This is a genomic window from Streptomyces varsoviensis (assembly GCF_000718635.1).
Taxonomy (GTDB): Bacteria; Actinomycetota; Actinomycetes; order Streptomycetales; family Streptomycetaceae; genus Streptomyces; species Streptomyces varsoviensis.
Genome location: NZ_JOBF01000016.1, coordinates 218083 through 232792, shown reverse-complemented (window position 1 = coordinate 232792; position 14710 = coordinate 218083). Strand labels below are relative to the sequence as shown.

Here is a 14710-nt window from a genome sequence, read left to right as displayed (position 1 = left end):
GTTCGTGGCCGATACAGGTTACGGGGGTCCGCGATCGGCCGCACCGGTATTTTCCGCCCGGTGACGGGGGGTGGCAGGGGCGGGCTGTCAGTGGGGGGTGGCAGGATCGGACGTATGTCGGATCAGCCAGCCCCCGCCCCGTATGACGCCCTCCTCCTGCTCTCCTTCGGCGGACCGGAAGGCCCGGACGATGTCGTGCCGTTCCTGGAGAACGTCACACGCGGCCGCGGCATCCCCCGCGAGCGCCTCAAAGAGGTCGGTCAGCACTACTTCCTCTTCGGCGGCGTCAGCCCGATCAACGCGCAGAACCGCGAGCTGCTCCAGGCGATCCGCAAGGACTTCGCGGAGAACGGCCTCGACCTCCCGGTCTACTGGGGCAACCGCAACTGGGCGCCGTATCTGACCGACACCCTGCGGCAGATCGCCGCCGATGGCCACCGCCGCGTCCTCACCCTGGCCACCAGCGCGTACGCCTCGTACTCCGGCTGCCGCCAGTACCGCGAGAACCTTGCCGACGCCATCGCCGCGCTGACGGCGGAAGGCATCGAGCCGCCGCGCGTCGACAAGCTGCGGCACTACTTCAACCACCCCGGCTTCGTACGGCCCATGGTCGACGCGACCCTCGCCGCCCTCGCCGAACTGCCCGAGGGCCTGCGGGCCGGCGCGCACCTCGCCTTCACCACGCACTCCATCCCGACCGCCGCCGCCGACACCTCCGGCCCGGTGCCCGCGCACGGCGACGGCGGGGCGTACGTCGCCGAACACCTCGACGTCGCCCGCGTCATCGCCGACGCGGTCCGCGAGGAGACCGGCGCCGAGCACCCCTGGCAGCTCGTCTACCAGTCCCGCAGCGGCGCCCCGCACATCCCCTGGCTGGAACCCGACATCTGCGACCACCTGGAGGCCCTGCACACCGAGGGCGTGCCGGCCGTCGTCATGGTCCCCATCGGCTTCGTCTCGGACCACATGGAGGTCAAGTACGACCTCGACACCGAGGCCGCCGCGAAGGCCCAGGAGCTGGGCCTGCCCGTCACCCGCGCCGCCACGGTCGGCGCGGACCCGCGGTTCGCCGCGGCCGTGCGGGACCTGGTGCTGGAGCGGGCCGCGACCGAGCGCGGCGCCGCACCGGAGCGCTGCGCCCTCGGCGCGCTCGGCCCCAGCCACGACGTCTGCCCGGTGGGCTGCTGCCCCGCGCGCACCCCGCGCCCAGCCGCCGCCGGCGCCGACGAGTGACCAGCGCACCCCGCCGCACCACCCGCTCTGGAACCGCACGACCTAGGAGTGCCGTGACCGACCGCCCCCTCAAGGACGAGCTTCTCGCCGTCGCGCTCGAAGCGGCCCGCCGGGCCGGCGAGCTGCTGCGCGACGGCCGCCCCGCCGACCTCGGCGTGGCCGCCACGAAGACCAGCTCCATCGACGTCGTCACCGAGATGGACATCGCCGCCGAGAAGCTGATCACCGACTTCCTCGCCGAGGAGCGCCCCGATGACGGGCTGCTGGGCGAGGAGGGCGCCAGTACGGCCGGCAGCAGCGGCGTGCGCTGGGTCATCGACCCGATCGACGGCACCGTGAACTACCTGTACGGCCTGCCCTCCTGGTCCGTCTCCATCGCCGCCGAGCTGCACGGCGAGGCGGTGGTCGGCGTCGTCGCGGCCCCGATGCGCGGCGAGACCTACCACGCGGTCCTCGACGAGGGCGCGTACGCCGCCGGCGAGCGGGTCCGCTGCCGCCCCGCCCCCGCCTTCGACCAGGCCCTGATCGGCACGGGCTTCGGCTACCTCACCGAGCGCCGGGCCGCCCAGGCCGAGGTGGTCCGCGCCCTGCTGCCGCGGGTGCGCGACATCCGGCGCGCCGGTTCGGCCGCCATCGACCTGTGCGACGTGGCCTGCGGCCGCCTCGACGGCTATTACGAGCGCGGCCTGAACCCCTGGGACTTCGCGGCCGGCGCCCTCATAGCCCGCGAAGCGGGCGCCCGCACCGGCGGCCGCCCCGGCGACCCCCTCTCCGGAGAACTCGCCGTCGCCGCCCCGCCCGGCCTCTTCGAACCCCTCCAGGAACTCCTCGACAATTTGGGCGCCTGGCACGACTGACACCACCCCCGCCGCAGCGGCCTCCACACGGCGTACGAGCCGCCTCACGCCCCGCGGAGCCTCCACCGCCCCCGGGGGGCCGACCGCTGCCCGGCAGGGCGGCGTATGGCCGTATGGACGCCCGTATGGCCGTACGGGGGGCGGGACGGACAGCGAAGCACCCCCGCACCGAATCCGGTGCGGGGGCGCTTCGTGGTGTGGGCGGTGCCGGGCGAGCCGGGCCCTGTGGCAGGGCGGTGGCTCAGGCGGCGGTGACCTCGACGCCGTGCTCGGCGGCCAGGCGGCGCAGGTCGTCCAGTTCTGCCAGCTCGACCTCGACGAGGAAGTCGTCGCCTGCTTCGCGGGCCTGGTCGAGATCGGTCTGAGTGCTCTCTATACGCTGCAGAATTCCAGCGGTAAACGCGTCCATGATGCGCCCCCTCGGCATGGGTCGATGGCACGGGGGTGTGCCGACGGTTCGATCACGTGCGTGGCCCCTGAGCGGCGACAGGTGTGGCGCGCCACAGTCAGGGCGTGATCGCGGGTGTGTGAAGTCGTCCTCCCCAACCCCGCTCGAAGGGAAACCTCGGGGGGCTCGTTGAATCCAGGCATCTTCGAGGACGCGTCGAGGACACACCGCGGACGCGTCGCGGCGGCGTCGGGGAGGCGTCGCGCGGACGGCGCGCGGGCGTCGCGGAGGCGGCGGGCCCCGGAACCACCGGACGTGAACGCCCGCTCGCCCCCCTTACAGCCGGTTTATCGGGCTTGGGGGCAGGATGGAGTGGCCAACAGCCTGGCAGCCTGCCCAAAAAGGGGCCGAACGGAAGGACAGCGCCGTGCGCGTACTCGTCGTCGAGGACGAGCAACTGCTCGCCGATGCGGTAGCCACCGGATTGCGCCGGGAGGCCATGGCCGTCGACGTCGTGTACGACGGTGCCGCGGCCCTGGAGCGCATCGCCGTCAACGACTACGACGTCGTGGTCCTCGACCGCGACCTCCCCGTCGTCCACGGCGACGACGTCTGCCGCAAGATCGTCGAGCTGGGCATGCCCACCCGGGTGCTCATGCTGACCGCCTCCGGCGACGTCAGCGACCGGGTGGAGGGCCTGGAGATCGGGGCGGACGACTATCTGCCCAAGCCGTTCGCGTTCAGCGAGCTGACCGCGCGCGTACGGGCGCTGGGGCGCCGTACGACCGTCGCGCTGCCGCCGGTCCTGGAGCGGGCGGGGATCAAGCTCGACCCGAACCGCCGCGAGGTCTTCCGGGACGGCAAGGAGGTGCAGCTCGCGCCGAAGGAGTTCGCGGTCCTGGAGGTGCTGATGCGCAGCGAGGGAGCCGTGGTCTCGGCCGAGCAGCTCCTGGAGAAGGCCTGGGACGAGAACACCGACCCGTTCACCAACGTCGTCCGGGTGACGGTCATGACGCTCCGCCGCAAGCTCGGCGAGCCCGCCGTGATCGTCACCGTGCCCGGCTCCGGATACCGGATCTGACCCCGCATGGCCTCGACCCCAGCCCCGCCCACGGCGCCGCCGAAACCCGCGTGGGACCCGCGGCAGCCCGTCGTGCGCCCCTTCCCGTGGTTCCGCCCGACCATCCGGATACGGCTCACCCTGCTCTACGGCGGGATGTTCCTGATGGCCGGCATCGTGCTGCTCACGATCATCTACCTGCTGGCGGCCCAGGCCCTGCACGTCGGCAACGAGCTGCCGTTCAAGCTGCTGGGCGGCAGCGTGCAGTCGACCAACGACACCTGCCCGGGCATCTCCGGCAACCTCAAGACGGACCAGTTCAACGAGGTCCTCTACAACTGCATGCAGGACCAGCGCCGGCTCGCCCTCAACGGCCTGCTGCGCCGCTCCCTGCTGGCCCTGCTGGGGCTGAGCGTGGTCGCGTTCGCCTTCGGCTACGCGATGGCCGGCCGGGTGCTCTCCCCGCTGGGCAAGATGACCCGCACGGCCCGCCGAGTGGCCGGTACGGACCTGAGCCGGCGCATCGAACTGGGCGGCCCGGACGACGAGTTGAAGGAGCTGTCCGACACCTTCGACGAGATGCTCGACCGCCTGGAGCGGTCCTTCACCGCGCAGCAGCGCTTCGTGGCGAACGCCTCCCACGAACTGCGCACCCCGCTGGCGATCAACCGCACGCTGCTGGAGGTGCACCTCTCCGACCCGGGGGCCTCCCCGGAGCTCCAGCAGCTCGGCAAGACGCTGCTGGCGACCAATGAGCGCAGCGAACAGCTCGTGGAGGGGCTGCTGCTCCTCGCGCGCAGCGACAACGAGCTGGTGGACCGCAAGCCCGTGGACCTCGCCGAGGTGGCCACCCAGGCCGTCGATCAGACCCGGGCGGAGGCCCAGGCCAAGGGCGTGGAGCTGACGGGCGAGCGGCAGCCCGCCGTCGTCCAGGGCAACGGGGTGCTGCTGGAGCGGATCGCGCTGAACCTGGTGCAGAACGCGGTGCGCTACAACACCCCTGACGGCTGGGTGCGGGTCACCACCGAGAGCCAGCGCGGCCAGGCCGTACTGGTCGTGGAGAACACCGGGCCGGTCGTCCCGGCGTACGAGGTGGACAACATCTTCGAGCCCTTCAGGCGGCTCCGTACGGAGCGCACGGGCAGCGACAAGGGCGTCGGCCTCGGCCTCTCCATCGTGCGCTCGGTGGCCCGCGCGCACGGCGGCCGGATCACCGCGGAGCCCCGGGAAGGCGGTGGTCTCGTGATGCGCGTCGTGCTCCCGGCCTGAGAGCCTGTGTCACAGGCTCTGAGACCTTCTCGCAGGAGTTCGCTTTGGGCGGAATTTTCACGGTCCGCCGACGCCGTGATCATGTGTGATCGATCACATGGGCAAACTTCTGGCCATCCACTCTCCGTGATCGGAAAAGCCGCTGGAAGGCCGGGATAATCCGGGTTTCCAGGGGTCTTGATCACGGGAAGTACTCGTGATGGCGCGTGACAGTGCGACTTTCGGACCGTGTACGGTCCCGATCGCCACCCAACCCGATCACCTCTTCAGGGGTGCGGTTGGGTGTCGATTGAGTAACAGACCTTGATGTGAGGCAAAATCTCCGCCTCAGGTCGGGCACAAGTCCGGCCTCTCACGCGTTACGTGCGCTGAGACACCGCAGACACCCAGAGGGGGAGAGCGACATGGCAACGGATTACGACACCCCACGCAAGACCGACGATGACGTCAACGAGGACAGCATCGAGGAACTGAAGGCCCGGCGGAACGACAAGTCGGCGTCCACCGTCGACGTCGACGAATTCGACCAGGCCGAGGGCCTCGAACTGCCCGGCGCGGACCTCTCCAACGAGGAGCTGTCCGTCCGGGTGCTGCCCCGGCAGGCCGACGAGTTCACCTGCATGGAGTGCTTCCTCGTGCACCACCGCAGCCAGCTCGCCGCGGAGAAGAACGGCCAGCCGATCTGCCGCGACTGCGCGGCCTGAGGGACGGGTCTGCGATGGCAGGCTCGTCCCCGTTCCGGAAGCGGCGCTCCCGGCAGCCCGACCTGACCCCCGAGCTGACCGAGGACGCCGCCTTGCAGCGCGTCATGGCCCAGAACGACGAGCACGACGAGCGAGGCCGCACGGCCTCGCTCGCGGCCGCCGTGGGCCGCGGCGCGAAGATCGGCGCCAAGCGGGGCGGACAGGGCGCCAAGGCGGGCCTGACCGCCATCGCCGACCGCATCATCAACAACGCCCCGCGCATCCCGGTGCGCGACCTCGCCACGCTGCGCGCGCAGTTCCCGGGCCTCGGCCCGGAGCAGCTCGCGGACAAACTGGTGGCCGGCGCGGCGAACGGCACCTCCACCGTCGGCGCCGGCATCGGCGCGGCGGCCATGCTGCCCGTGCCGCCCGCGATGCCCGCCGAGCTGGCGACCGAGATCGTCGGCGTCGCCGCCGTCGAGTTCAAACTGATCGCCGAGCTGCACGAGGTCTACGGCCTGCGGGCCCCCGGCACCGCCCGGCAGCGGGCCGTCGCCTACCTCGGCGCCTGGGCCGACGAGCGCGGCATCGACATCACGGCCCCCACCACCGTCAACGCCGCGCTGGGCGGACAGCTCAAGCGCGAGCTGCGGCAGCAGATCCTCAAGCGCACGTTCCGCAATCTGCCGAACCTCGCGCCCTTCATGGTCGGCGCGGCCGTCGGCGCCGTGCTCAACCGGCGCGACACCCGCAAGCTCGCCGCGAAGGTCCGCAAGGACCTGCGGAGCAAGCAGATCCCCTGGGACGCGCTCCCGCCCTCCGAGGCCGGCCGCGAACTGCCGCCGCCCCCCGGCCACGACACCGGCCGCGAGCTGCCGCCCGGCCCCCGCGCCTGAGAGGCCGCGCCCCCGCTTCGGCGGCGCCGCGATCGGCAGTCCCGCGTCGAAGGAATGGGCCCAGGACGCACGTACGGCCGCCCGGGCCGGGAATCGGGCCTAAGACGCGCGTACGGCCGCGAGAGCCGCCGCCAGGCGCTCCGGTGAGCGCGTGGAGAGGTAGACGTACGGCGTCGGATCGGCCGGGTCGGTGACCTCGACCCGCAGCGCCGTCGGGATGTAGCTGCGCAGCAGCATGAACGCGCGCGGATCGGCCTTGTACGAACGCCAGGCGCGCGCCTCCTCGGCGTCCAGCGGCTCGGGCGTGCCCAGCGCCGTCAGCGGGATCTTCGCGTCCCCCGCCACCAGCGAGCCCGCCACCACCCTGATGCGCGCCGAGCCGTACGAGCTCACCACCACGCCCGCCACCACCGCGCCGCCGATCAGACCGCCGAGGATCGGCAGCGTGCCGAACGGCACCATGATCAGCGCCATCGCGATGCCGACGAGGACCGCGATGAACCACCAGGAGCGCGGCGCGGTCAGCCGCTCTTCGTAAGGCTGCATGCGCTCCAGCTTGGCACGGCAGCGTCCGGCCGCCGCGCGCGCGGGTAAGGTCAGCCCCTGTGAGTGGACGAACGACAGCGCTGACGCCGCCGGCCGACGCCGTGAAGCCGGAGCGGCACCCCGACGCGCCCGCGCCCGGCGAGATCATAGGCACGCACTACGACCGCTGCTTCGGCTGCGGCGACGGGGCGCCGCACGGACTGCACCTGGTGACGCGGGCCGGTGAGGGCGTGCGGGTCACCGCCGAGTTCACCGTCCAGGAGGCCCACCAGGGCGCCCCCGGCCTCGCCCACGGCGGCGTGCTGGCCAGCGCGCTGGACGAGACGCTCGGCACGCTGAACTGGCTGCTGCGGGTGATCGCGGTGACGGGGCGGCTGGAGACCGACTTCGTCCGGCCCGTGCCCGTGGGAACCGTGCTGCACCTCGAAGCCGAGGCCGTGGCCGTGGCCGACCGCAAGATCTACTCCACGGCGACCGGCCGGATCGGCGGCCCGGACGGGCCCGTCGCGGTGCGCGCCGACGCCCTCTTCATCGAGGTGAAGGTGGACCACTTCATGGACAACGGCCGCCCCGCCGAGATCGACGCCGCCCTCGCCGACCCCGACCAGTTGAAGGTCGCGCGCGCTTTCGAGGTGAACCCGTGACCCATGACCCGCTCGATGTGCTGATCCGCCGGGTGGACCCCGCGGTCCCGGTGCCCGCGTACGAGCACCCCGGCGACGCCGGGTGCGATCTCGTCACCACCGAGGCCGCCGTGCTGGCCCCCGGCGAGCGCGCCGTGCTGCCCACCGGAGTGTCGGTCGCGCTGCCCGACGGGTACGCGGCCTTCGTGCACCCCCGCTCGGGCCTGGCGGCCCGCTGCGGGGTCTCCATGGTGAACGCCCCGGGGACCATTGATGCCGGGTACCGTGGAGAGATCAAAGTGATCGTGGTCAATCTGGACCCGCGCGAGAGCGTGCGGTTCGAGCGGCTCGACCGGGTCGCCCAACTGGTCGTCCAGCGGGTCGAGAAGGTGCGCTTCCACGAGGTGGCGGAGCTTCCCGGCTCGGCGCGGGCCGAGGGCGGCCTGGGGTCCACCGGCGGCCATGCCGCCGTGGGCGGTGCAACGGGTGGGAATGGATTCGCTTCGGTCGTAGCCGACCGGGAAGGACAGTGACGTGTTCGGTCGTCGCCGCAAGGGCAGCGAGGAGACCGTCGACCAGCTCGACGACGGCGTGACCCCCGAGGAGCAGGACGGGGAGTCCGGTACGGACGCCCAGGGCGCCTCGGCCGAGGCCCCGGCCGGTCTGCCGCCGGGGCCGCGCCCCGACGGTCCCTGGGACATCAGCGAGGTCCGGGACCCCGGCGAGGGCCGGGTGGACCTGGGCGGCATCTTCGTGCCCGGGGTCGAGGGCATGGAGCTGCGGGTCGAGGTCGCGGGCGACGCCATCGTCGCCGCGACGCTGGTGCTGCGGGACAGCGCGGTGCAGCTCCAGGCGTTCGCCGCCCCCAAGCGCGAGGGCATCTGGCGCGAGGTGCGGGACGAGATCGCGAGCGGCATCACGCAGCAGGGCGGCGTCGTCGACGAGGTCGAGGGGCCGCTCGGCTGGGAGCTGCGCGCCCAGGTGCCCGTACAACTCCCGGACGGCACCAACGGCGTGCAGCTCGTACGGTTCGTCGGCGTCGACGGGCCGCGCTGGTTCCTGCGCGGGGTGATCTCGGGCCAGGGCGCGGTCCAGCCCGAGACGGCGGGGCTGCTGGAGCAGATCTTCCAGGACACGGTCGTGGTGCGCGGCGACGCCCCGATGGCGCCGCGGGACCCGATCGTCCTGAAGCTCCCGGACGACGCCCAGATGATGCCCGACGGCGTGCAGCAGGAGGAGGCCGAGGGCTCGCGCTTCGCGGGCGGGGTGGACCGCCTCCAGCGCGGTCCGGAGATCACCGAGGTGCGCTGACGGGTCCGGGGCGGCGCCGCTCGCGCGTGCGCTGACGGGCTCGGGCCGCGCTGCTCGCGACCGCGCCGACGGGCGGTCGCGTACGGGCGGTTCACCGACCGTTCGGCAGCCGTTCCGCGGCCGGATTTGAACGTTCCGATGGGCCGGATTCCCTTTCGAGGGGTCCGGCCCATCGGCGTTTTCGCAGGTCTGGGACGGCTGCGTATGAATTACGTCAACGAGGCGCTAATGGCCGTAAGGGAGGCGTCAACGGGTCATTCGGGTGCCCGAAACGGAGGTTTCCTCTAGAGGTCCGTTCATATCCGAACCTCTAGGAGCACACGATGGCCGACGTGGCCTTCGTCGTCACCACGATCGCGGTCTTCGCGCTGGTGGCCCTCGTCGCCAAGGGGGTGACGAAGCTGTGACCGCCGAGAACATCGTCGGCCTCGTCGTCGCCGTCGCCCTGCTGGGCTACCTCGTCATAGCCCTCGTCTTCCCGGAGAGGTTCTGAGCACAGATATGAGCCCCGTCCTCGCCGGAGTCCTCCAACTGCTCGCGTTGTTCGTGGCGCTGGCTCTGGTCTACCGTCCGCTCGGCGACTACATGGCCGCCGTCTACAGCTCCACCAAGCACCTGCGCGTAGAGAAGTGGATCTACCGCTGCATCGGCGCGAACCCGACGGCCGAAATGCGCTGGCCCGCGTATCTGCGCGGGGTGCTCGCCTTCTCCGCCGTCGGCCTGCTCCTCCTCTACCTGCTCCAGCGGGCCCAGGGCGTCCTGCCCAAGGGCCTCTCGCTCGGCTTCCACGCGATCAGCCCGGACCAGGCGTTCAACACCGCGGCGTCGTTCGTCGCCAACACCAACTGGCAGTCGTACTCGGGCGAGCAGGCCATGGGCCACGCCGTCCAGACGCTCGGCCTCGCGGTGCAGAACTTCGTCTCCGCGGCCGTCGGCATCGCCGTCGCCATCGCGCTCGTACGGGGCTTCGCCCGCTCCCGCACCGGGAACCTCGGCAACTTCTGGGCCGACCTGGTGCGCGGCACCGTCCGTATCCTGATCCCCATCGCGGTCATCGGCGCGCTCGTCCTCGTCGCGTGCGGCGCCATCCAGAACTTCGCCGGAATCCATGAGATCGGGCAGCTCACCGGCGGTACCCAGCAGGTCAACGGCGGCGCCGTGGCCTCGCAGGAGGTCATCAAGGAGCTGGGCACCAACGGCGGCGGCTACTTCAACGCCAACTCCGCCCACCCCTTCGAGAACCCCAACGGCCTCTCGAACCTCTTCGAGCCGTTCCTGATCCTGGTCATCCCGTTCGCGCTGACCCGCACCTTCGGCAAGCTCGTCGGCAACGTCCGGCAGGGGTACGCGATCCTCGCCACCATGGGCCTGATCTGGCTCGGCTTCACGGCGCTGATGATGTGGACCGAGTTCCACCACGGCGGCCCGGCCCTGCAGGCCGCGGGCGGCGCGATGGAGGGCAAGGAGCAGCGGTTCGGCGTCGGCGGCTCGTCTATCTTCGCGGTCGCCACCACGCTCACGTCCACCGGCGCGGTGGACTCCTTCCACTCCTCGTACACCGGCTTCGGCGGCGGCATCACGCTGCTCGGCATGATGCTCGGCGAGATCGCGCCCGGCGGCGTCGGCTCCGGCCTGTACGGCATGCTCGTGATGGCGATCATCGCGGTCTTCATCGCGGGGCTGATGGTCGGCCGCACCCCCGAATACCTCGGCAAGAAGATCGGCACCCGCGAGATCAAGCTGGCCGCGTGCTACATCCTCATCACGCCGACCCTGGTGCTGGGCTTCACGGCACTGTCGATGGCGCTCGCCGGACCGCCGGACTCGATCCTGAACACCGCGGCGAACTCGGTCCGCGACAGCGGCGCGCACGGCTTCTCCGAGGTGCTGTACGCCTTCACCTCCGGCGCCAACAACAACGGCTCCGCCTTCGCCGGCCTCAACGCCAACACCCCTTGGTACAACACCACGATCGGCCTCGCGATGCTGCTCGGCCGCTTCCTGCCGATGGTGTTCGTGCTGGCCCTGGCCGGCTCGCTCGCCGAGCAGCGGCCGGTGCCCGAGACGGCCGGCACGCTGCGCACGCACAAGCCGCTCTTCGCGGGGCTGCTGGTCGGCGTGATCCTGATCATCACCGGTCTCACCTACTTCCCGGCGCTGGCCCTCGGGCCGATGGCGGAGGGACTGTCATGAGCCCCGTAGACACTTCTGTTGAGGACCCCATGTCCACTTCGACACCCGTACGCACGCCCGAAGGGGGCGCGCCGCCCCACTCGGCGGAGGCGGAGCAGGGCCGCGTCGCCGGCGGCATCTTCGACCCGAAGGCGCTGCTGAAGTCGTTCCCGGACGCGTGCCGCAAGCTCGATCCGCGGGTGATGATCAAGTCCCCGGTGATGTTCGTGGTCGAGGTGGGCTCGGTGATCACCACCGCCCTCGCCCTCACCGACCCCGGCGACTGGTTCGGCTGGGCGATCACCGTCTGGCTGTGGCTGACCGTGCTCTTCGCCAACCTGGCGGAGGCCGTCGCCGAGGGCCGCGGCAAGGCGCAGGCGGACACCCTGCGCAAGGCCAAGACGGACACCGTCGCGCGCCGTCTGAACGGCTCCGCCGAGGAGCAGGTGCCCGGCACCGACCTGCGGATCGGCGACCTCGTCGTCTGCGAGGCGGGCGACATCATCCCCGGCGACGGCGATGTCGTCGAGGGCGTCGCGTCCGTCGACGAGTCCGCCATCACGGGCGAGTCGGCGCCGGTCATCCGCGAGTCCGGCGGCGACCGGTCCGCGGTCACCGGCGGCACCAAGGTCCTCTCCGACCGCGTGGTCATCAAGATCACCACGAAGCCGGGCGAGACCTTCATCGACCGCATGATCAACCTGGTCGAGGGCGCGGCCCGGCAGAAGACGCCGAACGAGATCGCGCTCAACATCCTGCTCGCCTCGCTCACCATCGTCTTCCTGCTCGCCGTCGTCACCCTCCAGCCCTTCGCGATCTACGCCAAGGCCGAGCAGACGATGATCGTGCTCGCCGCCCTGCTGGTCTGCCTCATCCCGACCACCATCGGCGCGCTGCTCTCCGCGATCGGCATCGCGGGCATGGACCGCCTCGTGCAGCGCAACGTCCTGGCGATGTCCGGGCGCGCCGTCGAGGCCGCGGGCGACGTCTCCACGCTGCTGCTCGACAAGACCGGCACCATCACCCTCGGCAACCGCCAGGCCGCCGAGTTCGTACCGGTCAAGGGCGCCACGGCGGCCGAGGTCGCGGACGCCGCCCAGCTCTCCTCGCTCGCCGACGAGACGCCGGAGGGCCGCTCGATCGTCGTACTCGCCAAGGAGGAGTACGGGCTCCGGGAGCGCCACGAGGGCGAGCTGGAGCACGCCGAGTGGGTGCCGTTCACGGCTCAGACCCGGATGTCCGGCGTCGACCTCGAAGAGAACGGGGTGGCCCGCAAGGTCCGCAAGGGCGCCTCCGGTTCGATCATCGCGTGGGTACGGGAGCGCGGCGGCACCGTCGCCGAGGACGCCCAGCGGCTCACCGAGACGATCTCCGAGGCGGGCGGCACGCCGCTGCTGGTCGCCCTCGAAGACGCGGTCGGGGCGCGCGTCCTGGGCGTCATCCACCTCAAGGACGTCGTCAAGGAGGGCATGCGGGAGCGGTTCGACGAACTGCGCCGGATGGGCATCAAGACCGTCATGATCACGGGCGACAACCCGCTGACGGCCAAGGCGATCGCCGAGGAGGCGGGCGTCGACGACTTCCTCGCCGAGGCCACGCCCGAGGACAAGATGGCGCTGATCAAGCGGGAGCAGGCGGGCGGCAAGCTCGTCGCGATGACCGGCGACGGCACCAACGACGCCCCCGCGCTGGCCCAGGCCGACGTCGGCGTGGCCATGAACACCGGCACCTCGGCCGCCAAGGAGGCCGGGAACATGGTGGACCTGGACTCCAACCCCACCAAGCTCATCGAGATCGTCGAGATCGGCAAGCAGCTCCTGATCACCCGCGGCGCGCTGACGACGTTCTCGATCGCCAACGATGTCGCGAAGTACTTCGCGATCATCCCGGCGATGTTCGCGGTGGCCTACCCGGGCCTCGACAAGCTCAACATCATGAGCCTGCACTCACCGCAGTCCGCGATCCTCTCGGCGGTCATCTTCAACGCCCTGATCATCGTGGCCCTGGTGCCGCTCGCCCTCAAGGGCGTCCGCTACCGGCCGATGAGCGCCGACTCCATGCTCCGCCGCAACCTCGGCCTGTACGGGCTCGGCGGGCTCGTCGCCCCGTTCATCGGCATCAAGATCATCGACCTGCTCATCTCCCTCATCCCTGGCATCGGGTGACGTCATGAACAACTCCCTACGCGGCACGGTCCGGCTCCTGGGCGCCGGCCTGCGCGCCATGCTCGTGCTCACCCTGGTCTGCGGCGTGATCTACCCGCTGGTCGTCACCGGCATCGCGCAGACGGCCTTCCACGACAAGGCCAACGGCTCCGAGGTGAAGGCCGCCGGCAGGCCCGCCGGCTCCTCGCTCCTGGGCCAGACCTACACCCTCGACAAGAAGGACAAGGACGGGAACCCGCTGCCCGACCCGAAGTACTTCCAGCCCCGCCCCTCCGCGGCCGGCCCCAACACCGAGAACACCCAGTACAGCCTCACCGTCTCGGGCGCCTCCAACCTGGCCGCCGACAGCAAGGTCCTCCTCGCCTCGGTGGAGCAACGCCGCAAGGACGTCGCCGAGTTCAACGGCGTCTCCCCGGCCGCGGTCCCCCCGGACGCCCTCACCGCCTCCGCCTCCGGCGTCGACCCGGACATCTCCCCGGCCTACGCCAAGCTCCAGACCGAGCGCGTCGCCAAGGCCAACCACCTCCCCGAGGACAAGGTCGCCGACCTGGTCGCCGACCACACCGAGGGCCGCATCGCGGGCTTCCTCGGCGACCCCCGTGTCAACGTCCTCGAACTCAACATCGCCCTCCAGAAGCTCACCAAGAACTGAGCCCTCGGACGGCCCGAGCCCCCGCGGCCCCGAGCGGCGCGGGGGCTCGCACGGCACTCTTGACGTGCCCCCACTGGACCGCGTCGTGCTCGCCGCTACCCGTCAGGGCCTCGCGGGCCTGCTGGGCCGCCGCGACCGCGGCCCGCGCCCGGCTCCGGTGGGGGAGCGCTGAAGCCCCGGCCCCGCGGCCGTACCGCCCCGGCCATCGGCGGCGGCAGCCCCGCTACCAGGCGTCCCCCGAGCGCCAGTCGCACGCCAGGTCGCCGTCGAACGTCAGCTCCGCGGACAGGGGCAGGACGAAGACGCCGCCCTCCTCGTCCGGCAGCCGCTCGATGCCCCGGGGCCCGACGACCGAGGTGGTGCCGGGCCAGAGCCGCCAGCCGCGGGCGGCGTAGAAGCCGACGGCGTCGTCGGAGGCGGAGAGCGCGCCCAGCTCGAAGCCGCCGCGCAGCAGCCGTTCCGCCTCGTCCATCACCGCGGAGCCGTGGCCCCGGCCGCGCTTGTCGGCCCGTACGCCCACGCCCTCCACGTAGCCGGCCCGCACGGCCCGGCCGGCGTGCAGGAACTGGCGGCGTACGACCGCGCCGTGCCCGATCAGTTCGCCGTCCTCCCACAGCAGCACATGTGCCCCGCCGAGCGTGTGGTCCCAGTCCTCGTCCGACATGTCGCCGTCGAAGGCGTCGTCGAGCAGTGCCCGTACGGCCTTCAGGGTCGCCGGGTCCAGATCCGCCGTATGCGCGGTACGTACGTCAGCCATACGGGGCATCCTGGCAGCGCCGGGCGGCAGGGGCAGCCGAATTACGTGCGGCCGGGCCACCCCGGGCAGCGCCCGGTCAGACACCGGGGCCGAGCTCC

Annotated in this window: 16 protein-coding genes; 13 read left to right on the top strand and 3 right to left on the bottom strand. The window is 71.7% G+C overall.

What is annotated here, in order from left to right:
• The first annotated feature begins 114 nt into the window (after window positions 1-114).
• Together IF55_RS23650 and IF55_RS23645 are read left to right on the top strand one after the other, a co-directional pair.
• Entirely contained in the window at window positions 115-1233 is a 1119-nt protein-coding gene (locus IF55_RS23650; RefSeq protein ID WP_030884321.1) for a ferrochelatase, read from the top strand.
• 53 nt (window positions 1234-1286) lie between these two features.
• Complete coding sequence (locus tag IF55_RS23645) at window positions 1287-2090, top strand: inositol monophosphatase family protein (RefSeq protein WP_030884316.1); 804 nt, start codon at window positions 1287-1289, stop codon at window positions 2088-2090.
• A gap of 241 nt (window positions 2091-2331) precedes the next feature.
• On the opposite strand, the gene IF55_RS39830 is transcribed toward IF55_RS23645, so the two are convergent.
• A complete protein-coding gene (locus IF55_RS39830; RefSeq protein ID WP_169767256.1) occupies window positions 2332-2499 on the bottom strand; it encodes a hypothetical protein in 168 nt (55 codons plus the stop codon).
• Window positions 2500-2905: 406 nt separating this feature from the next.
• Here IF55_RS39830 and IF55_RS23635 point away from each other — a divergent pair, with 406 nt between their 5' ends.
• From IF55_RS23635 to IF55_RS23620, 4 genes are all read left to right on the top strand, one after another.
• Window positions 2906-3559: a response regulator transcription factor gene (locus IF55_RS23635; RefSeq protein WP_030884315.1), complete on the top strand. Its 654-nt coding sequence runs from the start codon at window positions 2906-2908 to the stop codon at window positions 3557-3559.
• A gap of 6 nt (window positions 3560-3565) precedes the next feature.
• The gene (locus IF55_RS23630) at window positions 3566-4807 is read left to right on the top strand and encodes a sensor histidine kinase (RefSeq protein ID WP_030884313.1); all 1242 of its coding nucleotides are present in this window, start codon (window positions 3566-3568) and stop codon (window positions 4805-4807) included.
• 404 nt (window positions 4808-5211) lie between these two features.
• Window positions 5212-5511: a DUF4193 domain-containing protein gene (locus tag IF55_RS23625; protein WP_030884311.1), complete on the top strand. Its 300-nt coding sequence runs from the start codon at window positions 5212-5214 to the stop codon at window positions 5509-5511.
• A 14-nt stretch (window positions 5512-5525) separates the two neighbouring features.
• Complete coding sequence (locus IF55_RS23620; protein ID WP_037965493.1) at window positions 5526-6386, top strand: hypothetical protein; 861 nt, start codon at window positions 5526-5528, stop codon at window positions 6384-6386.
• A 99-nt stretch (window positions 6387-6485) separates the two neighbouring features.
• Here IF55_RS23620 and IF55_RS23615 read toward each other — a convergent pair whose 3' ends face one another.
• On the bottom strand, window positions 6486-6932 hold the full coding sequence (locus IF55_RS23615) for a DUF3093 domain-containing protein (protein ID WP_030884307.1): 447 nt from the start codon (window positions 6930-6932) through the stop codon (window positions 6486-6488).
• A 59-nt stretch (window positions 6933-6991) separates the two neighbouring features.
• Between IF55_RS23615 and IF55_RS23610 the strand changes: the two genes are divergently transcribed.
• The 7 genes from IF55_RS23610 to kdpC all read left to right on the top strand — a co-directional run bounded on the left by IF55_RS23610 (window position 6992) and on the right by kdpC (window position 13855).
• Window positions 6992-7576, top strand: coding sequence for a PaaI family thioesterase (locus IF55_RS23610; protein WP_030884304.1), 585 nt, complete (start codon window positions 6992-6994; stop codon window positions 7574-7576).
• Window positions 7573-8088: a dUTP diphosphatase gene (dut, locus tag IF55_RS23605; protein WP_030884303.1), complete on the top strand. Its 516-nt coding sequence runs from the start codon at window positions 7573-7575 to the stop codon at window positions 8086-8088. The genes IF55_RS23610 and dut overlap by 4 nt, the downstream gene beginning before the upstream one ends.
• A gap of 1 nt (window position 8089) precedes the next feature.
• Window positions 8090-8866 (top strand): DUF3710 domain-containing protein, encoded by a 777-nt coding sequence (locus IF55_RS23600; RefSeq protein WP_030884301.1) that lies wholly within the window; start codon window positions 8090-8092, stop codon window positions 8864-8866.
• Between the two features lie 403 nt (window positions 8867-9269).
• Window positions 9270-9359 (top strand): K(+)-transporting ATPase subunit F, encoded by a 90-nt coding sequence (kdpF, locus tag IF55_RS36405; RefSeq protein ID WP_037965490.1) that lies wholly within the window; start codon window positions 9270-9272, stop codon window positions 9357-9359.
• A gap of 8 nt (window positions 9360-9367) precedes the next feature.
• Entirely contained in the window at window positions 9368-11059 is a 1692-nt protein-coding gene (gene kdpA, locus IF55_RS23590) for a potassium-transporting ATPase subunit KdpA (RefSeq protein WP_030884299.1), read from the top strand.
• A 29-nt stretch (window positions 11060-11088) separates the two neighbouring features.
• Window positions 11089-13203, top strand: a complete 2115-nt coding sequence (kdpB, locus tag IF55_RS23585) for a potassium-transporting ATPase subunit KdpB (protein ID WP_030884296.1) — start codon at window positions 11089-11091, stop codon at window positions 13201-13203.
• Between the two features lie 4 nt (window positions 13204-13207).
• Window positions 13208-13855 carry a potassium-transporting ATPase subunit KdpC gene (kdpC, locus tag IF55_RS23580; RefSeq protein WP_030884294.1) on the top strand — a complete coding sequence of 216 codons (648 nt, stop codon included), beginning with the start codon at window positions 13208-13210 and terminating at the stop codon, window positions 13853-13855.
• 223 nt (window positions 13856-14078) lie between these two features.
• Here kdpC and IF55_RS23575 read toward each other — a convergent pair whose 3' ends face one another.
• Window positions 14079-14621, bottom strand: coding sequence for a GNAT family N-acetyltransferase (locus IF55_RS23575; protein ID WP_063764026.1), 543 nt, complete (start codon window positions 14619-14621; stop codon window positions 14079-14081).
• Window positions 14622-14710 lie beyond the last annotated feature (89 nt).